17 protein-coding genes are annotated in these 21,870 nt (G+C 67.2%); 8 read left to right on the top strand and 9 right to left on the bottom strand.

Going from position 1 to position 21,870, the window contains the following annotated elements; translation table 11 throughout:
* Position 1: 1 nt before the first annotated feature.
* Together AC1DDO_RS15470 and AC1DDO_RS15465 are read right to left on the bottom strand one after the other, a co-directional pair.
* Positions 2–988, bottom strand: coding sequence for an ABC transporter permease (locus AC1DDO_RS15470; protein WP_476867434.1), 987 nt, complete (start codon positions 986–988; stop codon positions 2–4).
* Positions 989–1,354: 366 nt separating this feature from the next.
* A complete protein-coding gene (locus tag AC1DDO_RS15465) occupies positions 1,355–1,987 on the bottom strand; it encodes a TetR/AcrR family transcriptional regulator (protein ID WP_476867433.1) in 633 nt (210 codons plus the stop codon).
* 127 nt (positions 1,988–2,114) lie between these two features.
* On the opposite strand from AC1DDO_RS15465, the gene AC1DDO_RS15460 reads away from it, so the two are divergent.
* From AC1DDO_RS15460 to AC1DDO_RS15450, 3 genes are all read left to right on the top strand, one after another.
* Entirely contained in the window at positions 2,115–2,678 is a 564-nt protein-coding gene (locus AC1DDO_RS15460) for an NAD(P)H-dependent oxidoreductase (RefSeq protein WP_441411168.1), read from the top strand.
* A 201-nt stretch (positions 2,679–2,879) separates the two neighbouring features.
* Entirely contained in the window at positions 2,880–4,172 is a 1,293-nt protein-coding gene (locus tag AC1DDO_RS15455; RefSeq protein ID WP_476867432.1) for an aminotransferase-like domain-containing protein, read from the top strand.
* Between the two features lie 128 nt (positions 4,173–4,300).
* Positions 4,301–4,729 carry a universal stress protein gene (locus AC1DDO_RS15450; RefSeq protein ID WP_441411170.1) on the top strand — a complete coding sequence of 143 codons (429 nt, stop codon included), beginning with the start codon at positions 4,301–4,303 and terminating at the stop codon, positions 4,727–4,729.
* Between the two features lie 4 nt (positions 4,730–4,733).
* Here AC1DDO_RS15450 and AC1DDO_RS15445 read toward each other — a convergent pair whose 3' ends face one another.
* Positions 4,734–6,362 (bottom strand): AMP-binding protein, encoded by a 1,629-nt coding sequence (locus AC1DDO_RS15445; RefSeq protein WP_476867431.1) that lies wholly within the window; start codon positions 6,360–6,362, stop codon positions 4,734–4,736.
* Positions 6,363–6,608: 246 nt separating this feature from the next.
* On the opposite strand from AC1DDO_RS15445, the gene AC1DDO_RS15440 reads away from it, so the two are divergent.
* Positions 6,609–6,947 (top strand): hypothetical protein, encoded by a 339-nt coding sequence (locus tag AC1DDO_RS15440; protein ID WP_441411172.1) that lies wholly within the window; start codon positions 6,609–6,611, stop codon positions 6,945–6,947.
* A 163-nt stretch (positions 6,948–7,110) separates the two neighbouring features.
* Here AC1DDO_RS15440 and AC1DDO_RS15435 read toward each other — a convergent pair whose 3' ends face one another.
* The 4 genes from AC1DDO_RS15435 to AC1DDO_RS15420 form a co-directional block, all read right to left on the bottom strand.
* Positions 7,111–8,679: a dihydrolipoamide acetyltransferase family protein gene (locus AC1DDO_RS15435; RefSeq protein ID WP_476867430.1), complete on the bottom strand. Its 1,569-nt coding sequence runs from the start codon at positions 8,677–8,679 to the stop codon at positions 7,111–7,113.
* Between the two features lie 9 nt (positions 8,680–8,688).
* Entirely contained in the window at positions 8,689–9,669 is a 981-nt protein-coding gene (locus tag AC1DDO_RS15430; RefSeq protein WP_476867429.1) for an alpha-ketoacid dehydrogenase subunit beta, read from the bottom strand.
* Positions 9,669–10,922, bottom strand: coding sequence for a pyruvate dehydrogenase (acetyl-transferring) E1 component subunit alpha (gene pdhA, locus AC1DDO_RS15425; RefSeq protein WP_476867428.1), 1,254 nt, complete (start codon positions 10,920–10,922; stop codon positions 9,669–9,671). The genes AC1DDO_RS15430 and pdhA overlap by 1 nt, the downstream gene beginning before the upstream one ends.
* A gap of 147 nt (positions 10,923–11,069) precedes the next feature.
* The gene (locus tag AC1DDO_RS15420; protein WP_476867427.1) at positions 11,070–12,188 is read right to left on the bottom strand and encodes a histidinol-phosphate transaminase; all 1,119 of its coding nucleotides are present in this window, start codon (positions 12,186–12,188) and stop codon (positions 11,070–11,072) included.
* Between the two features lie 84 nt (positions 12,189–12,272).
* Here AC1DDO_RS15420 and AC1DDO_RS15415 point away from each other — a divergent pair, with 84 nt between their 5' ends.
* On the top strand, positions 12,273–12,659 hold the full coding sequence (locus AC1DDO_RS15415) for a phage holin family protein (protein WP_441411176.1): 387 nt from the start codon (positions 12,273–12,275) through the stop codon (positions 12,657–12,659).
* Here AC1DDO_RS15415 and AC1DDO_RS15410 read toward each other — a convergent pair.
* Together AC1DDO_RS15410 and AC1DDO_RS15405 are read right to left on the bottom strand one after the other, a co-directional pair.
* Complete coding sequence (locus tag AC1DDO_RS15410; RefSeq protein WP_476972203.1) at positions 12,610–14,061, bottom strand: hypothetical protein; 1,452 nt, start codon at positions 14,059–14,061, stop codon at positions 12,610–12,612. The two genes, AC1DDO_RS15415 and AC1DDO_RS15410, sit on opposite strands and share 50 nt — an antisense overlap.
* Complete coding sequence (locus tag AC1DDO_RS15405) at positions 14,061–14,342, bottom strand: hypothetical protein (protein WP_476972202.1); 282 nt, start codon at positions 14,340–14,342, stop codon at positions 14,061–14,063. Before AC1DDO_RS15405 ends, AC1DDO_RS15410 begins: the two co-directional genes overlap by 1 nt.
* Before the next feature lie 264 nt (positions 14,343–14,606).
* Here AC1DDO_RS15405 and purB point away from each other — a divergent pair, with 264 nt between their 5' ends.
* The 3 genes from purB (at position 14,607) to AC1DDO_RS15390 (ending at position 21,722) form a co-directional block, all read left to right on the top strand.
* The gene (gene purB, locus AC1DDO_RS15400) at positions 14,607–16,049 is read left to right on the top strand and encodes an adenylosuccinate lyase (protein ID WP_476867424.1); all 1,443 of its coding nucleotides are present in this window, start codon (positions 14,607–14,609) and stop codon (positions 16,047–16,049) included.
* Entirely contained in the window at positions 16,046–16,717 is a 672-nt protein-coding gene (locus AC1DDO_RS15395) for a histidine phosphatase family protein (protein ID WP_476867423.1), read from the top strand. The genes purB and AC1DDO_RS15395 overlap by 4 nt, the downstream gene beginning before the upstream one ends.
* A 148-nt stretch (positions 16,718–16,865) precedes the next feature.
* Positions 16,866–21,722, top strand: a complete 4,857-nt coding sequence (locus tag AC1DDO_RS15390) for an NAD-glutamate dehydrogenase (protein WP_476972201.1) — start codon at positions 16,866–16,868, stop codon at positions 21,720–21,722.
* Positions 21,723–21,870 lie beyond the last annotated feature (148 nt).

Genomic DNA, 21,870 nt, shown 5'->3' with positions numbered 1-21,870 from the left:
GTTACTGCACCCGCACTCTCGGGTCGACGAGCGTGGTGGCGAAGTCGGCGAGGATCGCCCCGATCGCGAAGATGACTGAGCCGTAGGCGAGGGTGGCGGTGGCCGCGTTGACGTCCTGCAGCCCGATCGAGTCGATGGACCAGGACCCGACGCCGTGCCAGGCGAAGATCTTTTCCGCGAAGAAGCCGCCGGCGAAGATGGCGGGGATGGTGAACGCGATGCTTTGCGCCACGGGTATGAAGGACACCCGCAGTGCGTGGCGGCTGATGGCCTGGTTGCGGGTCAGGCCCTTGGCCCGTGCGGTCCGGACGAAGTCGGCGTTGACGTTGTCCAGCAGGTACTGGCGCTGGGCGATCTGGTACGCGCCCCAGCCCACCACGGTGATGGCGAACGTGGGGACGGCGTAGTGGGCGAGCATGTCGACGAACTGGGCCCAGCCGTCGCCGTCGAGGCCCGGCGTGGAGATGCCGGTGACAAAGAAGACGCGCTCCCCGACCGTTTCGTTGATGTTGATGGCGCCGAGCTGCACCAGGAAGTAGGCGATGGGTGCGGGGACGATGTACATCAGGTAGCTGTACGAGGTGATGGCGCGGTCCGAGGCCTTGTACTGGCGGGCGGCGGTGTAGACGCCGAGGGCGACGCCGATCACCAGGGTCAGGATGATCGAGGCCAGGAACAGCCGGGTGGAGATCCAGACCCGGTCGCCGAACTCGGCGTTGATGAACGCGCCGTTGGGGCTCCGGCCCCAGTCCCAGCGGGTCACGATGCCCGTGAGCCAGTCAACGTAGCGCTCCCATGGGCTCAGGGTGGGGTCCAGGCCCTTGAGCCGGAAGGAGTTGACTACCTGTTCAGGGGTGGGCTTCGGAATCCGCTCCTGTTCGAGCAGAGCCGGCTGCAGCGTGCTCACCGCCAGGAGGTAGCCTGCGCTGGTGGTCAAAAAGATCATGAAGACATACGTGATGGCCCGTTTGGCGAGGTATCGAAGCATGAATCGGTTAGTCCCGAATCGCCGTTGCCCGAGTGGATCCGGGCGTCGGGGCGGCGGCCTGACGAGCCCGCCTGCCTGCCGGGATGAGAAGACAATTCACAACTTCGGTCCTTCCGCTCTCCCCATCCGGCAGCGGGTTCCGCCGCCGGTTTGGGATCATGGGCCAGCTGGTTTCCGGCCGCCCGCCAGCCTTGCGGCTAAGTCCTTGTGGGCTATGCGGCGGGTCACATTCCAGAGGAAGCTATCACATATGCCCCTTCGCGCCGCGGTCCTTGCCGCCGCGACACGGCGGCTCCACAACCAGATTGTTATGGATAACTCCGGGGAATGGACTTTGCCGCGTGAAAGCCGCGGCGCCGCGCTCTCCTAGCGTCCGCCCACGATCCGGGTGACGAGCTCGCGCCAGTTTTCCGTGAGCCGCTCGGGCGTAATTGCGTGCACGCCGACGGAATGGAGCAGGAATTCCGGCTCCAGGGCGGCGCCGAGGGCCGACGCCATGAGCCACGGGTCCGCCGTCACGCCGGCTTCGCGCAGCAGCATCTCCAGGTGCCGGTGCCAGAGGACCGCCGGGGGCACGTCGAACCTGTTGTACGCCGAGGCATCCGCTGCCCGGGCCAGCTCCCCGAACTCCAGGGTCCAGGCGATGCGGGCGGCACCGACGGCGATCAACCGCTCCAGGGGCGGCGCACCGGGACCCACCGGAGGCGGACCGAACATGAACCGGCCCTGGAATTCGGCCTCCGCGTCACTCAGGAGCGCCACCATCAATCCCGCACGGCTGCCGAACCGCCGGAAAACGGTCCCCTTCCCAACGCCGGCACGCTGCGCCAGCCGGTCCATGGTGAGGGCCTCGACGCTGGATTCCTCAACGATTTCCCGGGCTGCGCAGAGCAGGAGCTCCCTGTTGCGCACCGCGTCGCGGCGCCCGGATTCCGCGGCGGGCGGGACGGCGCGCCCACCACCGGGCTGGGCGCCGGGACGGATCGGGATGAGGCTCACACCGCTGATTCTAGCGCCTCGGAATATAACCGGACCGCAGTCCGTTTAGCATGGATGAAGGCCCCCCAAGCCTCCACGATCCGCCAGCCGCCGGAATCATCCAGCGGCGTGATGCACAGGAGTACACATGTCCAAGAAGACCATCCTCACCCTCGTCGGCAGCCTTCGCGCCGGCTCCACCAACCTGCAGCTGGCCGAGGCCATCCAGCTCAACGCCCCCGAACAGGTGGACGTGGTCATTCACGAGAGCCTGGGCAACATCCCGTTCTACAACGAGGACATCGACGTCGAAGGCCAGGTTCCCGCAGCGGCCGCCGCCCTGCGCGCCGCCGCCAACGACGCCGACACCATCCTGCTGGTCACCCCGGAGCACAACGGCACCGTCCCGGCATCGCTCAAGAACGCCATCGACTGGCTGTCCCGCCCGTTCGGCGCCGGCGCCCTGTCCGGCAAGCCCACCGCAGTTGTCGGGACCGCCTTTGGCCAGTTCGGCGGCGTGTGGGCCCAGGACGAGGCCCGCAAGGCCGTCGGCATCGCCGGCGCCCAGGTTCTTGAAGACGTCAAGCTGGCAGTTCCCGGCTCGATGGTCCGCTTCGCCGAGGTCCACCCGAAGGACGACGCCGAAGTTGTCGAGCAGATCAAGGGCGTGTTCGACGCGCTGGCCGAGGCCCGCACCGCCGAAGCCGCGTAAGCTCTCCGCACTTAGCGACACCGCACTCCCTTCACCACAGATGGCCCCCGGCAGCACGCAGCTGCCGGGGGCCTTTCGGATTCCGGCCATCTCGGATTCCAGCCACCCCTGGGCATGAGCCCGGACGCACGGCATGGGCCAAAACCCTCCCCCAAAAACAATCGTTTCCCCCCGGACAACAAGGGTAGTATCCTTGGGACTGTGACCCACGAAACACTTGATGCCGCCGCAGCAGTACTTCCGGCCGAGGCCATTGACGCAATCGAACGTGCGGCTACGTCCGCCCACCGCCACGAGATCCTGTTCTCGGAGCGCGCAGCAAATATCAAGCAGTCGGCAGTCCGGGACGTTTTCGACATCTCGATGCGCCCCGGCCTCGTTTCCCTCGCCGGCGGAAGCCCCTACCTGCAGTCCCTGCCCCTGGATCGCCTTGGCCAGACGGCCGCGAAGATCATCGCCGAACAGGGCATGACGGCCCTGCAGTATGGCAGCGGCCAGGGCACCGAAGAACTCCGTGCCCAGATCTGCGAGGTCATGGCAGCAGAAGGAATCCTGGACGCCGACCCCGCGAACATCGTGATCACGGCCGGCTCGCAGTCCGCACAGGATGTGGCCACCAAGGTCTTCTGCAACCCGGGAGACGTGGTCCTCGTGGAGGATCCTACCTATGTGGGCGCCCTCAACACGTTCGAGGCCTACCAGGTGGAAGTCCAGGCCGTGCCGATGGACGACGACGGCATCATCCCGGATCTCCTCGAGGCCAAGATCGCCTCCCTGCAGACCGCCGGGCGGAACATCAAGTTCCTCTACACGATCCCCAGCTTCAACAACCCGTCCGGGATCACCCTGTCCGCGGAACGCCGGCAGTCGGTGGTCGATATATGCCGGCGATCGAATATTTTGGTCCTGGAGGACAACCCGTACGGCCTGCTGCGCTTCGACGGCAAGCCGCTGACGCCCCTGCGGGCAGCCAATCCGGATGACGTCATCTACATGGGGTCCTTTTCGAAGATCTTCGCCCCGGGCCTGCGGATCGGCTGGGCCCTCGTTCCGGCCCACCTGCAACGCCGCTACTACCTGGCGTCGGAAGCCGTCACCCTGTGCCCGCCGACGCTGAACCAGATGCTGGTGTCGGCCTATCTGCGCGACTATGACTGGCTCGGCCAGATCGAGACTTACCGCGGGCTCTACAAGGAACGCTGCGAGGCAATGCTTGCCGCCCTGGCCGAGTTCATGCCGGACGGACTGAGCTGGACGCACCCGGACGGCGGCTTCTTCGTGTGGGTCACCCTGCCCGAGGGCGTGGACACGTACCCGTTGCTGAAAAAGGCGATCGACGCCGGCGTCGTCTTCATCCCGGGAGCGGCCTTCACTTCCTCGGACGACACGTCGAACAAGATCCGGCTGGCGTTCAGCGCGGTGCCGCCGGAATCGATCCGCGAGGGCGTCCGCCGGCTCGCGCCGGTCCTGCGGGAAGCAGTGGCTGCACTGTAACGTCAAGGCAGCAACGTCAAAGCAGCAAGGCGAAAGCAGCAACGTCAAACTTGGCGCGCCAGGACCGGTAGCGTGTAGACCGGCCGGGCTCATTGAACGGCATTACTCATCGACAGAGGGAGCGGTCCATGACCGGAATTATCGTTGTCGGCGTCGACGGCAGTGAGACTGCCCTGCGGGCGGCGCACACTGCGCGCGACCTCGCAGTGTCCGTGGGGGCGACACTTCACGTGGTCAGCGCCTTTGACAGCGACAGGACCGAGGTCTTCGGCAGCGGCAGTGACCAGTGGATCGTTTCTGACGCGGGCAACGCCGAGAAGGTCGCGCGGACGGTGGCGGACAGCCTGCGCCGCCCGGACACCAATGTCACCTACGCCGCCGCGCGGGGCAAGCCGGCCGAGGCCCTGATCCGCGAAGCCGAACGGACCAGTGCCCGGATGATCGTGGTCGGCAACCGCCGTATGTCCGGGATCGGCCGCGTCCTGGGGAGCGTTGCGAACAGCGTGGCCCACAACGCCCCCTGCGACGTCTACATCGCCAAGACCGACGTCGGCTAGGGCGCTACTGCTTCTCTGGCACCGCTCGATTCTCTGGCGCCGCGGCCGGCTCTGCCGTCTTGAGCATCCGCCGCAGGATTTTTCCTGAGGCGGACTTGGGCACCGCCTCGATGAACTCCACGCGGCGGATCTTCTTGAACGGCGCCACCTTGGCCGCCACGAAGGCCATGACACTCTCCAGGTCCAGGGCGTCGCCCTCCGCGCCGGGCTGGCGCACGACGAACGCCTTGGGCACTTCCTGGCCGTCGGCGTCGAGGAATCCGATCACCGCCGAGTCGGCAATCCCGGGGTGGGTCAGGAGCAGCGCCTCAAGTTCCGCCGGGGCAATCTGGTAGCCGTTGTACTTGATCAGTTCCTTGAGCCGGTCCACGATCGTCACAACGCCGTCCGCCCGCACCGTGGCGATGTCCCCGGTGTGCAGGAAGCCGTCCGCGTCCAGGGTGTCCGCGGTTTCCTGCGGCCGGTTCAGGTAGCCGAGCATCACGTTCGGCCCGCGGCACAACAGGTGCCCCGGCGCGCTGGATCCTTCCGCGGGCACGTCGATGTCCTCGCCGGTGGCCGGGTCCACCAGGCGGCACTGCATGTTCGGCACGGTGTACCCGACGGAGCTGACGGGCACGTCACGGCTGTCGCGCGGAATGAGGTGCGACACCGGGCTCATCTCCGTCATGCCATAGCCCTGCAGCACCCGGCAGCCGAGGCGTTCGGCCAGTCGGCTGCCCAGCTCGCCGTCCAGCGGCGCGGCGCCGGAGAGGGTGGTGTGAACCGAGCCAAGGTCGTACTCGGCAACCAGCGGGTGCTTGGACAGCGCCACGGCCACGGGGGGTGCGATGAACAGGTAGCTGCACCGGTGGTCCTGGATGATCCGCAGGAACTCGGGCAGATCGAACCTGGGCATCGTGACGAGCCTGGCCCGCTGGCGCAGTGCAAGGTTCAGCAGAACGGTCAGCCCGTAGATGTGGAAAAACGGGAGCAGCGCCAGCAGCCGGTCCTCGGGGCCGACGTCCAGCAGCCCCCTGGCCTGTTCCACGTTGGCGACCAGGTTTCGGTGGCTGAGCATGACGCCCTTTGGCCGTCCCGTGGTGCCGGAGGAGTAGGGCAGCACGGCCACATGCGTGGCGGGATCGAACGAGACGTTGGGCGCCGGGGCGCCTGCGGCGAGCAGGTCGGCCAGCGCGGGGTGGCCGTCCGCGCCGTCGAGCACCACGAGCCGCGACGCCGGGATCCCCGTCCTTTCGGCGGCCTCCAGGGCGGCGGGCAGCAGCGCCGAGATCGTGAAGAGCCAGTCCGCGCCGGCGTCGGTCAGCTGGTTGGCGATCTCGTCCGCCGTGTACAGCGAATTGATGGTGGTGACCGTGGCGCCCGCCCGCAGCAGGCCGTGGAAGACGGTGGCAAAGGCGGGGATGTTGGGGCACAGGATGGCCGCCACGCCGTTCACGCCGAGGCCCTGGGCGGCCACGGCACCGGCGAGGGCGTCGATCTGCCCGCGGAGCGAACGGTAGGTGGTTTCCGCACCGCTGGCGCCGTCGACGACGGCGACCCGGTTCAGGTCCTCCTCCGCAAGGGCGCCGAAGAGGTAGTCGTAAATGCTGAGATTGGGAACATCGACGTCGGGGTACGGGCTTGAAAACACGCAACATCTCCTTTGATCCGCGTCCGCCCGGGCTGTCGGCGGCTGGTGCCACTCTAGTGGCGGCGTGTCCCTTCGGGACAGGATGGCGCGGTTCTGCCGTGACTGTGTCCGGACTTGATGAGGATCACCCGGTCCCGTGGGCAGCCTCACCGCCGATCAGCCTCCCGGGCCGGGGCGGATCGGTAAAATGGGAAGTGCCCTGCGATGGTGCGGACATCCAAGAGCCCCACCTATCAAGGGAGCCCAATGCTCACTCTTCAGCGCCGCCAACTGGTTGGCCACGACATCCTGCTGGCCCGTCACGGCAACCACATCAGTGCCATGCGCGTGGACCGCGGTGCCGGGCGCGTTGTGGCGTTCCTCGATGACGGTTCAACCGACAGTGCCCCCAACCTGATTGCGCCGGGCCTGCGCATGCCCGACACCGTGCGCAGCGTGCTCCGCGAGGACTGGAGATTCCTCACCGGGATCAGCGCGTGCAGCCTGGGGCTCGGGGGCCTGATGTTTGCCGCCTCGGCGGCCCTGGCCAGCATGAGCGGCGATCCCGCGATGGCCCAGGTGCTGGCCGCCTACTCGGGAACCTGAGCCGCGCCGGCCATTCGGCCTGATCAGCCGCGGTCTGACACACCCCGCCTGACGCACCCCGCCTGACAAAGACTCCGCCTGACAAAGACAGAACCCCGCCGCTGACTCGTTCAGCGGCGGGGTTCTGTCGTTTCGTGGCTGGCTTGCCGGGTGGCCCGGCTGTTTAGTCCAGCAGAAGTGCAGGCTCTTCCAGGATGGCGGCGACGTCGGCCATGAAGCGTGCCGAGAGGTCTCCGTCCACCACGCGGTGGTCGAAGGAGCCGCCGAGGGTGGTGATCCAGCGCGGGATGACTTCACCGTCCAGGACCCAGGGCTTTTGCTTGATGGTGCCGAACGCCACAATCGCGACTTCGCCGGGGTTGATGATCGGGGTGCCTGTGTCGATCCCGAGGGCGCCGATGTTGGTCACGGTGAGCGTGCCGCCCCGCATCTGGGCGGGCTGGGTCTTGCCGGCGCGCGCCGTGGTGGCGAGCTCGTTCAGGGCCAGGGCCAGCTGCTTGAGCGAGAGGTCCTGGGCGTTCTTGATGTTGGGCACCATCAGGCCGCGGGGCGTGGCGGCGGCGATGCCCAGGTTCATGAAGTGCTTGACGTGGATCTCCGCGGAATCGCTGCCGTCCGGGTTGTCCACCCAGGTCGCGTTGACGCTCGGGTTCCGGGCCGCGGCCCAGATGACTGCCTTGGCCAGGATCAGCAGCGGGGAGACCCTGATGCCCTCGAAGTCGCGGGAGGCCTTCAGGCGCTTGACGAATTCCATGGTGCGGCTGGCGTCGACGTCCACGAAGATGCTGACGTGCGGGGCCGAGAACGCCGATTCCACCATGGCTTTCGCGGTGGCCTTGCGGACTCCCTTGACCGGGATCCGTTCGATCCGCTGGTCCTGCGGCCGGCCGGACTTGCCCCAGAACGAGTCCGCCTGGTCCACCTCGGCGTCGCGCTGGGCCTGGTAGCTCACCAGGTCCTCGCGGGTCACTTCCCCGCGGGCGCCAGTGGGTACGACGTCGGCCAGGTTGATCCCGAGGTCCCGGGCGATCTTGCGGACCGGCGGCTTGGCCAGCACCTTGCCGACCAGGCCGCTGATGGCACCGCCTAACGTGGGGCGCGCGTCAAAGGAGTCGGCGGTGCCGGCGGCCGGGACGGCAGTCTCGCCCGCGGTCTTGGCAACGGTCTCAGCAGTGGTCTCAGCAGCGGTTTTGGCAGTGGCCGCGGCAGGGGCGGCGCCGGGGTTTGCCGGGGCGGACGGGGCTTCCTGGCCCTGCGCCGCGGGGGCTGAGATCCGCCGCCGGCGCTTGACGGCGTCGGCCTTGGGGCCGGATCCCACCAGCGGACCGGCGGCCGGGCGGCCGGCTGCTTCGCCGGCGTCGGACGGGTCGGCCGGCAAGGTTCCGTACATGGGTGCCGTGACAGCGGGGGCAGGAGTGGCCGGGGCTTCGGAGGCCTGAGCGGCCAGTGCCTGAGCTACGGCTGCCGGGGCTTCGGAGGCCGGAGCTTCGACGGCGTCGCTCACGCTGATGATCGGCGTGCCGACGTCCACCGTGACTCCCTCGGGAACCAGCAGTTCGGTGACGGTTCCCGCGAATGGTGAGGGCAGTTCCACCAGGGACTTGGCCGTCTCGATCTCGCACAGGACGTCGTTGATGGCCACGGTGTCGCCGGCCTTGACCTTCCAAGCGACGATTTCGGCCTCCGTCAGCCCTTCGCCGACGTCGGGAAGGTTGAACTTATTGAGCGTCATGGGTCCTCGTCAGTACGCCAGGGCGCGGTCCAGCGCCTCAAGGATGCGGTCGATGTCCGGCAGGTAGTCCTCTTCGACCTTGGCCACGGGATAGGGCATGTGGAATCCGCCGACACGGATGACGGGGGCCTCCAGCGAATGGAATGCCCGCTCGCTGATCCGGGCGGCAATTTCGCCGCCGATGCCGCCGAACGTGGGGGCCTCGTGGGCCACGATCAGCCGGCCGGTCTTGCGGACCGAGGCTGTGACGGTGTCGAAGTCGATCGGCGAGATGGAACGCAGATCGATTACCTCGACGCTGTGGCCGTCCTCGGCGGCGGCCTCGGCCGCAGCGAGGGCCACGGGCACCAGCGGACCGTAGACGACGACGGTGGCGTCGGTTCCCTCGCGGAGCACGTGTGCCTTGAAGGGGTCTGAGGACGCGCCCGGGGTCTCGGTGTCCACCTCGCCCCGGAGCCAGTAGCGGCGCTTGGGCTCGAACACGATCACCGGATCCTGGCAGTCGACGGCCTGCTGGATCATCCAGTAGGCATCGTGCGGGTTGGACGGCGTGATGATGCGCAGGCCGGCCGTGTGGGCGAACAGCGCCTCCGGCGATTCGGAGTGGTGCTCGATCGAGCCGATGCCGCCGCCGTACGGAATGCGGATGACAACCGGAACAGTCAGGTTGCCGTTGCTGCGCGAGTGCATCTTGGCCAGCTGGGTGGTGATCTGGTTGAACCCGGGGAACACGAAGCCGTCGAACTGGATCTCGCAGACCGGCTGGTAGCCGCGCAGGGAGAGTCCGATCGCGGTGCCGATGATGCCGGATTCGGCCAGCGGGGTATCCACGACGCGGTCGGCGCCGAATTCGGCGATCAGACCGTCTGTGACGCGATAGACGCCGCCGAGGGCCCCGATGTCCTCGCCCATGAGCAGCGAGCGGGGGTTGTTGTTCAGAGTCGCGCGCAGGCCCTCGTTGATGGCCTTCGCAATGGTCATGGTGGTCATCACTGGGCCGCCCCTGTTTCTGCCTCGGCCGGTTCCGCCTGGTCGGCGAACCCTGCACTGTACTCCTCAAACCAGGCCAGCTCCTCAGCCACCAGCGGGTGCGCCTCCACGTAGGTGTTGGCGAAGGCAGTCCGGATGTCCGGGGTTTCCAGGTCATGGGTGGTCTTGCGGACATAGGCGGCGAGCTCGTCGCCGTCGGCCCTGACCTCCTCGAAGAAGGCGTCGTCCGCGAGGCCCTCGGCGCGGAGGTACTTTTCCAGGCGTTCCAGCGGATCCTTGGCCCGCCACAGGGTTTCCTCGGCGGATTCGCGGTACTTCGTGGGGTCATCGGCCGTGGTGTGCGCCCCGACGCGGTAGGTGAACGCCTCGATCAGCACCGGGCCCTTGCCTTCGCGGGCCCGCTCCAGCGCCCACTCCGTGACGGCGTGCACGGCGATTACGTCGTTGCCGTCCACCCGGATGCCCGGGAAGCCGTAGCCCTTGGCGCGGTTGGCCAGCGGGATGCGCGTCTGCACCGAAGTCGGCACCGAGATGGCCCAGTGGTTGTTCTGGCAGAAGAAGACCACGGGCGCCTGGTAGGACGAGGCGAACACCATGGACTCATGGACATCCCCTTCGGAACTGGCGCCGTCGCCGAAGTACACCATAACGGCGGCCTTCGGCTCCGCGGCCTGTCCCGTTTCACCGCTGGCGATGGCGTTGGCAGCCGCCAGCTTCTGATCCCGCTGGATGCCCATGGCGTAGCCGACGGCGTGCGGGGTCTGGGCGGCCAGGACCAGCGTGTAGAGGTGGAAGTTTGTGTCCTTCGGGTTCCAGCCGCCGTTGGAGACGCCCCTGAACTGGCGCAGCAGCTCGGCCAGGTCCACATTGCGTGTCAAGGCAACGCCGTGCTCGCGGTAGGTCGGGAAGATGTAGTCCTGCGGCTGGCTGGCCCGGCCGGAGCCGATCTGGGCCGCCTCCTGGCCCGTGAGCGGAACCCACAGGGCCAGCTGGCCCTGCCGCTGCAGGGCGGTGGCCTCCACGTCGAACCGGCGGATCTTGGCCATGTCCGCATAGAAACCGCGCAGCGTATCCGGATCGAGCCTTTCGGCGTACTTCGAGAAAACCGGGTCAGAGCCCAGGGTGCCGTCAGGGCCCAGCAGCTGCACCATCGGCTCGGCCGGTGCGCCCAGTTGGGCCTCGGCTTCCGCCTCGAGCTGGTCATCCATCTCGGTTCCGTCGAACTCGGTAGAGGGCAGATGTGTGGCGCCCATACCGTCTCCTTGCTTGCCGCATCCGAATGCGCCGCAATCGCTGGGATATATGCCGGACTGGAAATACATTCCCGGTCCGGCATATATTTTGGCTTACTCGTCCTTACTTTATCCGCACGGGGCGGCCAGGACCCGTCATGTTAAGCGCTAGGAACGCCGTGGCGGTTTTGTATAGATCGCACAGAGCTCCAGGAACCGGGTGTTGGCTTCCGGTTCGCCGATGCTGACCCGCACGCCCTCGTCGCCGAAGGCACGCACGGAGAGCGCCCGTTCCGCCGCCAGGGCGGCGAATTCCGCACTGTTTGCGCCCAGATTGAGCCAGACGAAGTTGCCCTGGGCCTCCGGAATGAACCATCCGAGTTCCCGCAGTCCGGCCGTGACCCGGTCCCGTTCGTCAACCAGGCTTTGTACCCTTTCTACAACGTCAGCGAAGTGCTCGAGCGAGGTGACCGCCGCAGTTTCGGCGATTTGGGAGACCGCGAAGGGTGTGGCGGCGACCCGCAGGTGCTGCGTGAGCTCGGGCCGGGAGACGCTGTAGCCCACGCGGAGCGCGGCAAGGCCGTGTGCCTTCGAGAACGTCCGCAGGACGACGACATTGGGGTACTTGCGGTACATCGCGATGCCGTCCACAGCATCGTTGTCGCGCACAAATTCCTGGTAGGCCTCATCGATGACCACCACAACGTCGGCGGGAACGGCCTTGATGAAGCGCTCCGTTTCCTCGGACGTCAGGATGGGGCCGGTCGGGTTGTTGGGCGTGCACAGCAGGACCATCCTGGTCCGCGCGGTCACTGCGGCCGCCATGGCCTCAAGGTCATGCCGCCCGTCAGCCGTCAGCGGGATGCGGACGCTCTCGGCGCCCGCCAGTCCGACGCAGATCGGGTAGGCCTCGAATGAGCGCCACGCGTAAATGACCTCGTCGGCTTTGCCGTCGTCGTTCTGGCCGGCGAAGGTGGTCAGCAGCTGGTTCAGGGCGCCAAGGCTGCCGGCGCCCGTGACGATGTCCTCGGCGGGGACGTCCAGGAAGCGGGCGAGCGATTCACGCAGCTTGCTGCTGAGCGGGTCGGGATAGCGGTTGAAGTCAGTCTGCGCGGCGATGGCCTGCTGCACTGCAGGAATCGGGGGCAGAGGGTTTTCGTTGGAGGAAAGCTTGTAGCTGACCAGGCCCTCGACGGGGACGGGCGGTTTGCCGGCCGCGTAGCGGGGCAGGAGGTCTACCACCGGACGGGGCCTGATGCCCCCGGCCGGGTTCTCTGATGAAGTCATGCCAACTAGCCTACTTCGGGTCGCTGCCGCCATTGGAGGATATGGTCCCTGCCGCCGCGGCCGGGCGTATGACAGCATGGGGCCATGCGCTCATTCATCGTTCGAGTCATCATCAACGGGCTGGCCTTGGCAATCGCCTGCTGGATCCTCACCGGCCTGGATATTTCCACCCAGGGTGACGGCACCATCAACGTTGTGCTGGGCTACCTGTTCATCGGCTTGATCTTCGGCCTGGTCAATGCCTTCGTCAAGCCCATCGTGAGCATCCTCTCGCTTCCAATCACCATCCTCACCCTGGGCCTGTTCACGGTTGTCATCAACGCTGGCATGCTCTACCTGACGTCCTGGATCAGCAGCTACACCACTGTGCACTTCACCATCGACTCGTTCTTCTGGACCGCGGTGTTCGCCGCCATCATCATCAGCGTGGTGTCGCTTGTGGCCAGCTTCCTTCCCGCCCTCGATCGCTAGGGGCTCCCGGGCCGCCCCGCGGTCCCGGGCCTGCGCGCGCTTCCCGTAGCGCCGGCCGGCCCTCGCGCCGGAGCGAAAACCGGGTCACGGTCGCCGCACCTCCTGTCCCCACGACTGCGGCCAGCGCCGCCGTGGAGACCCGCAGCGTGTTGTCCCGGCTAGCCGAAACGAGCGCAGCCCCCTCGGCATAATTCTCCAGCCGGTGCCCTGGCCCCAAACCGAAGTCCTTTAGGGGCGGCACGGCCAGCGGGTTGGTGAGGGTCACGGTCACCCGGTCCCTGGTATCCGGATTGGCCAGCCCGTCCGCCCCGGGCACCCAGTCCTGTTCGTGTTCCAGGTGCAGGCTGCGGATCCCCGGCTCCGGGTTGATTCCGCCAACCGGAGAACCCGCAGTCAGCACGAACTTGAGATCGTACTCGGCCAGGAAAGCTCGGTCCTTGCTCAGATTCATGGCGTGGATCCCACCCTGGCTGTAGCCGACGGCCACTAGCTGGTCACCGGCCTGGGCTCCGGCCTGCCGCAACGCCTGCCGGATCGCCTCAGCTGTCGATGCCGAGTCATAGCCCAAGGCCTCGGCGATTCCGGCGGGGTCAAAGGGGTTGGTGCCCTCCGGCAGGCCGCCCTGCTGCGTTCCGGGAATGATCACCACCCACGCGGGCCGGCTCCCGCCGCCGGCCTCGATGACCTCGATCCGACCCTCCTGCTCTCCCACCGCTCCGGCCCGCCGCAGCAGCCCGGCCGGCGAGAGATCGACGTTGGCCGAAAACGTCTCGCGACCCACGATGTCGACGGGCCGGGGCTTGAGGAACGCGAGCCCCGGCGAATTCGAGGCGTCCCGAACCATCCGGCGGACGTCAGTGGGCCCGCTGACTGCTCCGGCCACGGCGGCCAGGGGCAGGGGCAGGCCAAGCAGCGCGGCGAGGTTCCCGGGCGCCATGGCGATCCAGGCTTCAACGGTGCCGCGCACCCCGGGCAGGGCGAAGGGCTCGGGTGCTGCGCCGTACACCGGGCCGTGCAGTCCCATCCGCAGCAGCAGGGCATTCCGGGCCTCGGCATATTCGTACTCGCGGTGGCTGGCACGGACGTCGCCGCCGATGCGCCCGAGTTCTGAGCGGACGCGGCCGACATCCCGGCCGGCCTCCCCCACGGCAATGATGGCGTTGCTGCCGCTGGCATAGGAGTCGGACTGGTAGGGGAACAGTGCCCGCCGGACGGAATCGGCTTCGGTTTCAACCCATTGCAATTGCCGGACCAGCCCGTCCAGTGCGGCGGCGCCCGCCAGCAGCTCCTCAAACTGGAAGCTCACCCCTCCGATTCCGCCCCGGATGCGCAGGCCGCCGTCAGCCGGTGGCGCGGAAACCCCGGGGGTGCCTCCGGAGCCTGCCGGCGTCACCTCGGCCATCAGGGGCCGGTCCGGTCTGCGAGCGTCACGTTCCGGGCATGCCGGAGCACGACGGCCACGGCGTCGAGCAGGGCGTCCCGGCTCCGGCGCAGCGCCGCCGCGTGCAGGGCCAGCGTCAGCCGGTAGGCGCGACCGGCCGGCGACTGCCACGTCTGCAATTCCAGGCGCGCGAGGCTGGCGATCACGGCGTCAACTTCATCTGCGCACCTCCCAACGCGTGCCGCGAGCTGCTGGACTTCATAACTGCGCGAAGCACACTCGAGGGCATCGGCGGCCGTCACGCCTAAAACTGCAACGCTGCCCGCCGGTCCGGGTGATATCCAACTGGACTGTGATATCGAACTGCCCTGTGATGTCCAAGTGCTCTGCGTCATTCCACTGCTCATGAAGCGACGCTAACGGGCGGCCGGGACCGGCTGAAGGGCGCCGCCCGGCTATGTGGACAACCCCCGGAGGGCCGCCGGCGTCGGCGGGAAAGTCAGACGGCACTGTCATAAGAAAAGGTGCGCTTAAGGCCCGGCCGCACTTCGTGAAAGAATCGGCACATGCCTGAAACTGCCGCCACAGCTGATACCCGCACGCCATCCGGACGCCTGGCCCTCGCCGCGTCCGACCACCAGATCGCGCTCGGCCCGCTGGATGGCCGCTACCAGTCCGCCGTCGCGCCGCTGGTGGACTACCTTTCCGAGGCGGCCCTGAACCGCGACCGTGTGGCCGTGGAGGTTGAGTGGCTGATCCACCTGACCGCCAACAGCGTCCTGCCCGGGGCCGGCCCGCTCACGGCCGAACAGCAGCAGCAGCTGCGCGCGATCGTCACCGAGTTCGACGCCGCATCCGTCTCCGAGCTGGCCGAGATCGAGGCTGTCACGGTGCACGACGTCAAGGCGGTGGAGTACTACATCGGCCGCCGCCTGCCCGGCATCGGCATCGATCACCTGACCGCCATGGTCCACTTCGGCTGCACCTCGGAGGACATCAACAACCTCTCCTACGCCCTCGGCGTCAAGGGCGCAGTGGAGGACGTGTGGCTGCCCGCGGCCCGCGCCCTCGTTGCCCAGATCAGCGCCATGGCTGAGGACAACCGCGCCGTGCCGATGCTCTCCCGCACCCACGGCCAGCCCGCCACCCCCACCACGCTGGGCAAGGAACTGGCCGTCATTGCGCACCGCCTCAACCGGCAGCTGGACCGGATTGCCCGGACCGAGTACCTCGGCAAGATCAACGGCGCCACCGGCACGTACGCGGCCCACGTTGCCTCCGTGCCGGGCGCCGACTGGGAGAACGTCTCCAAGGGCTTCGTCGAAGGCCTCGGCCTGACCTGGAACCCGCTGACCACCCAGATCGAAAGCCACGACTGGCAGGCCGAACTCTATGCCGACGTCGCGCGTTTCAACCGCATCCTGCACAACGTCTGCACCGACATCTGGAGCTACATCTCGATCGGCTACTTCGTGCAGATCCCGGTGGCGGGCGCCACGGGCTCCTCGACCATGCCGCACAAGGTGAACCCGATCCGTTTCGAAAACGCCGAGGCCAACCTCGAGATCTCCTCCGGCCTGCTGGACGTGCTGGGCTCCACCCTGGTCACCTCCCGCTGGCAGCGCGACCTCACCGACTCCTCCTCGCAGCGCAACATCGGCGTGGCGTTCGGCCACTCGCTGCTCGCCATCTCGAACGTCGCCAAGGGCCTGGACCGGCTCAAGGTCGCCGAGGACGTGCTGGCCGCGGACCTGGACACCAACTGGGAAGTCCTCGGCGAGGCCATCCAGATGGTCATGCGCGCCGAGGCCATCGCCGGCGTCGAAGGCATGGAGAACCCCTACGAGCGGCTCAAGGACCTGACCCGCGGGCAGCGCGTGGACGCTGCCCGGATGCAGGAATTCGTCCAGGGCCTCGGCCTGTCCGCCGACGCCGAAGCCCGGCTGCTGGCCCTGACTCCGGGCAAGTACACGGGGATCGCCGACCAGCTGGTGGACCACCTCAAATGAGGCTCCTGCTCATCCGCCACGGCCAGACCCCCGGCAACGTCCTTGGCCAGCTGGACACCGCGCACCCGGGGCCCGGGCTGACAGAACTCGGCGAACGCCAGTCTGAGGCGTTGTCCCGCGTCCTGGCGAACGAGCGGATCGACTCCCTTTACGCCTCTACCCTGATCCGGACGCAGATCACGGCCGCGCCCCTCGCCCGGGTGCACGGGCTGGAAATCGAGGTGCTCCAGGGCATTCACGAGATCGAGGCCGGGTCCCTGGAGAAGATGACGGACCACGAATCGCACAAGCGGTACATGGGCACCATTTTTTCCTGGGCGGACGGCGACCTGGACCGCCGGATGCCTGACGGTCCCAGCGGCCGGGATTTCTTTGAGCGCTACGACGCCGCGATGGCCAAGATCGCTGCGCGGGAAAACGGTTCGGGGAACTCAGGATCCGTCGCCGTGGTCAGCCACGGCGCGGCCATCCGGGTGTGGGCCGGCATGCGGGCAGGCAACATCGGACCGGACTTCGCCATCAAGCACGCGCTGGACAATACCGGCATCGTTGCGCTGGACGGCGACCCGGACAGCGGCTGGGAGCTCATCCACTGGGACGACAGCCCCGTGGGCGGCCTCGCGCTGGCGGATCCGACGGCGGAGGATCCCACCGGCCGTCTCGCGTAGCGGGCCCGTCAGTCCCCGGCGGGCGAAGCCTGCCCGCCGGGACTGGACTGGACTGCTAACCGGAACGCGGCGATGATGAAAACAGGCGTGGGGACAGGATGGTCGGCCGCGGCAAGCGGTTGGGCCCGCGCCGTGGAGGCGCAGGCCCATGTCACGCAAATCGGTACACCCCGGGCACGCTCCCACCAGCGTCTTCCCCGGCTTCGATGAACAGTTCCTAGCGGCCTACTACGAGCACGCTGCGCCGGAGGACCTCCAAGGCTACAGTCCGGAAAACCTGGAGCAGCGCTCCAGGCACCATGCGGAACTTGCGGACAGCCGGCCGGCAGGCACGGCGGCAATCGACATCCTGAACGAAAGTGACGCCAGCGTCCTGCTGGTGGTTGCTGACTCCACACCGCACCTGATCCATTCGCTCACCGCGGAGCTGGCCCGCCAAAACGAGTCCATTCGGTTGCTGGTGCATCCCAATTTTCTGGTGCGGCGTGATCCGCGGACTGATCAGTTGGTGGAAGTACGGCATGGATCCCCGCAGCCCGGACCGGCGGGCCGAAGTGCCGGCATGCCCGTCAACGCGGCGACAGGCACCGTCCAAGATCCGCCGGGGTGGAGATCCGAAACGTGGGTGGCGGCAGAGATAGGCCGGCTGCCGGACTCACGGGCCATCGCGGAACTCACCGCAAACGTGGGGCGTGTCCTGGCGGACGTCCAGCTGGTCGCCGATGACACTCCCGCCATCCACGCCCGTCTCGCACGCACCATCAAGTCCCTGGACCGGCTGCCCGCCGGCGCGGTGCCGACTCCTGAGCAGCTCGGTGAGCTCCTGGACTGGCTGGATCGCGGCAACTTCATGTTCCTGGGATACGGCGAATATGAATACCCGACGGCGGACCGTCCGGATGTTGTGTCGTTGCTTCCCGGCGCGGGACTCGGCCTGCTCAGGGACGGGCGGCCGGAGGCCCGACAGCCCGTTACGGGACTGCCCCATCCGCAGGTCCTCACCATCTCCATTTCGGATCTGAGATCGTCCGTCCCCCGCCCGGCTTACCTGGATGAAATCCTCGTCCGGACGTTCGGCAGCGCCGGGAAGGCCACGGGAGAGGTCAGGTTTGTTGGCCTCTTCGCCCCGGGTGCCACGGGCCGGTCCGTGCGGCGCATCCCGGTCATCCGGGACAAGGTGCGCGCCATCCAGGAGGGCTTTGGCTTCACCGAGGCCTCCCACCCTGGCAAGCAGCTCATCGCCGTCCTCGAGTCATTCCCCCTGGACGAGCTGTTCCACCGGGACCTCCATGAACTTGCCGGGCTCGCCCGTGAAATCCTGCGCCTGCAGGCCCACCACCAGACACGGGTGTTCCTGCGCGCCGACAGCTACGGGCGTTTCATGACCGCGCTGGTGTTCCTTCCCCGGCACAGGTACAGCACGGCCGTACGCCTCCGGATTGAGCACGAGCTTAAACAGGCCTGCCGGTCCTCCTCGCTCGAGTTCGAAGTCAGGCTAAGTGAATCCCCGATGGCCCGGGTCTTCTTCCGGATCCTGTTGCCCGCCGGTGGGATGCCCGACGTCGACCCCGCCGCAGTGGAGCGAAGCATTGTTAGCGCAACGCGGACCTGGGCCCAGGGCCTGGACGAGGCGCTCCGTGACAGGTTGCCGTCGGCGGAGGCCAGCCGTTTGTCGGCGCTGTGGTCCGCCGCCTTCCCGGCCAGCTACCGGGCTGATTTTGAAGTCGAGGACGCCGTCGAGGACATCAAGACGTTCGAGCGGTTCGATCTCGACGGCACGGGCGGCCGGCAGCTGAACGATCCCCAACTGGCCGTCTATGTCCGCACCGATGCCTCCCCGACGCTGGCCGAAGACGCACGGATCCGGCTTTACCTGACCACCGCCCACAGCCTGACGCGGATCCTGCCGTTCTTCCACAACCTCGGACTGGAGGTGCTGAACCAACGGCCCTTCGATGTGGTGCGCGGGAGCGACCGGGCTCTGTTCCTCTATGACCTTGGCGTCCGGTACCCGGCCGGCGTGGATCCCGCCCGGACCAGCGGGCTGCTGGGGGATGCCTTCGGAGCTGCCATGCGCGGTGACTCAGAATCGGACCGCTTTGACGGCCTTGTCCTCCGGGAGGGCATCGAATGGCGGCAGGCGGCCATCCTGCGCAGCTACGCCAAGTACCTGCAGCAGTTGGGCACCACAACCTCCTATGGGTTCATAACCGACACGCTGCTGGCCAATGCCCGGGCAACCCACGCTCTCCTGGCACTGTTCAGGGCCAAGTTTGATCCCGATCTGGAGGCGCCACGCCGGTTCAGGGACACCGACGCGGCCCGGAGGGACCTGCTGGCCGCGATCGAGGACATTCCCGTCCTCGACGCCGACCGGCTGCTGCGCACCTTCATGAACCTGGTGGAATCCACGCTCCGCACGAACTACTTCCAGGCCAGGCCCCACCTGAGTTTCAAGCTGAACCCTTCCGCGATCGCGGGTGCGCCGCTCCCCCGTCCCAAGTACGAAGTCTGGGTGTATTCGCCCCGCGTGGAAGGCGTGCACCTGCGCTTCGGGGCACTGGCAAGGGGTGGGTTGCGTTGGTCCGACCGAAGCGAGGATTTCCGCACCGAGGTTCTGGGCCTGGTCAAGGCGCAGAACGTTAAGAACTCGGTGATCGTACCCACCGGCGCCAAGGGCGGTTTTTATCCCAAACAGTTGCCGGACCCGTCCTTGGACCGCGACGCGTGGCTGACGGAGGGCCTGGAGTGCTACCGGATATTCGTCCGCGGGCTGCTGGATGTCACCGACAACCTGGTCGCCACCGCGAACGGCGAATCGGTGGTTCCCCCGCCGCGCGTGGTGCGGCACGACGTCGACGACTATTACCTTGTGGTGGCGGCGGACAAGGGAACGGCGTCATTTTCCGATGCTGCGAATCGTGTCGCCGCGGAGTATGGCTTCTGGCTGGGCGATGCCTTCGCGTCCGGCGGGACCGTGGGCTATGACCATAAGCAGATGGGCATCACGGCCCGCGGGGCCTGGGAATCGGTAAAACACCATTTCCGCGAGCTCGGGATGGACTGCCAGGAAGAGGACTTCACCGTAGCCGGCATCGGCGATATGGGCGGCGACGTCTTTGGGAACGGGCTGCTTCTCTCCCGCCACATCCGGCTGGTAGCGGCTTTCGATCACCGCCACATCTTCCTTGACCCGGCACCGGATGCGGAGGCCTCCTTCGAGGAACGGCGGCGGCTCTTTGCCCTCCCCCGCTCGTCCTGGGCGGACTACGATCCAGCGCTGATCAGCGACGGCGGTGGTGTCCACTCCCGCCGTGCCAAGTCCATCGGCATTACCGAACAAGTCAGGAGCTCACTCGGCCTGGAACCGGGCACTGTGTCGCTGCCGCCCCATGGATTGCTTCAGGCCATTCTCCGGGCGCCCGTGGACCTCCTGTACAACGGAGGCATCGGAACTTATGTCAAGGCCTCGTCGGAGTCCAGCGCGGAGGTTAGCGACAAGGCCAATGACCCTGTCAGGGTCAACGGCAATGAGGTGCGGGCGAAGATCATCGCCGAGGGCGGGAATCTGGGAATCACGCAGCTCGGGCGGATTGAGGCCGCCTTGTCCGGCGTCCTGCTCAATACCGATGCGATCGACAACTCAGCGGGCGTGGACTGCTCGGATCATGAGGTAAACATCAAGATCTTCGTGGACCGGATGATCGCGGCGGGAAAGATGCCGCCGTCGGATCGCACCGGCTTCCTGCAGTCCCTCACGGACGAGGTGGCCCGTCTTGTCCTGGCCAACAACGCGGACCAGAATGTCCTGCTTATCAACGACCGGCACTTGGTGCGGGAGTGGAGTCCGGGCTTCGAACGGACCATGGATTGGCTGGAAAACGCCACCGACCTTGACCGCAGGCTGGAGGGCCTGCCTAGCAACGACCAACTCCGGGCACGGCTGAAATCAGGGGAGGGCCTGACCGCGCCAGAGCTGTCGGTGCTGGCCGCATACGCCAAGATCGAACTGGCGGCGGAACTCAACGCCAGCGACCTTGCCGAGGACCCGTGGTTCCGCCGCGTCCTCCGCGGCTATTTCCCGCCCCAGCTGTCCGAGCGCTTTGAAGCAGAGCTGGAAGATCATCCGCTGCGCCGCCAGATCGTGTGCACCGTGGTGGCCAACGACATGATCAACCTCGGCGGAATCACGTTCGCCTTCCGCGCCGTCGAGGAGACGACGGCGACGGCCGCCAGCGTTGCCAGGGCCTTCGTGGTGGCGCGGGAGGCCTACGACCTGCCGTGGATCGTCAACCGGCTGGCCACACTCCCCGCCGAATATCCGAACGACTGCGTCGCCGAAGCGACCCTGCACATGCGGAGGGTCCTCGACCGGGCCACGCGGTGGTACGTGACGCACGACCATCGCGACCAGCCGGTGGACGAGGCCCTGGGCAGGATCATGCCCACACTGGAGATGCTGCGGACCTGCACCTTGGACTACCTCCGGGGCTCCGACCTGGACCGCGCGCAAGAGCGGCTCGCGCATTGGGACGCCGTGGGGATGCCCCGTGAGCTGGGCCTGCGCTTCTCGGACCTGCTGGAGAGCTTCGGGCTGCTGGACATCTCCCTGATCTCTGAACAGGTCCGTGAACCAATCGCCACCATCGCCGACGTGTACTACGCGGTGTTCCAGCGAATCGGCGCCGCGAACCTGCTGCTCAGCATCACCGACCTGCCGCGGCACAGCCGCTGGGACGCCCTCGCGCGGGCCGCCTTGCGCGATGACGTGTATTCCGCCGTAGCGGACATGACTGTCTCTGTGATGGAGACTACCCGGGGCCCTGGCGCCGCAGACAACGGCACGTCCGATTCGGTGGAGCGCATCGTGGTGTGGGAACGCGGGCATCAGGAGCAGCTGGGACGGATCAAAGACACCTTCGCGGAAGTGACCAAACCGGGGCAAGTGGATATCGCCTCGATCTCCGTGGCCCTGAAACTCCTGCGGACACTCGTGCGCCGCTAGGCAGCGGCCGTCCCCAAGCCCACCCGGAAGTCGAGCCGAAAGACGGAACTGCACCGCCATCCATCCATACACAGTTCTCCCGACTCTTACCGGCAGGAAACACAGCCGAAACCGCTGGTGCCTAGCCTTGGACTGCATAACACTTCGG

The organism is Arthrobacter sp. 10N43, from assembly GCF_056394525.1.
The sequence above is the reverse complement of the archived record's forward strand: the minus strand, read 5'-3'. Positions and strand labels throughout refer to the sequence as shown.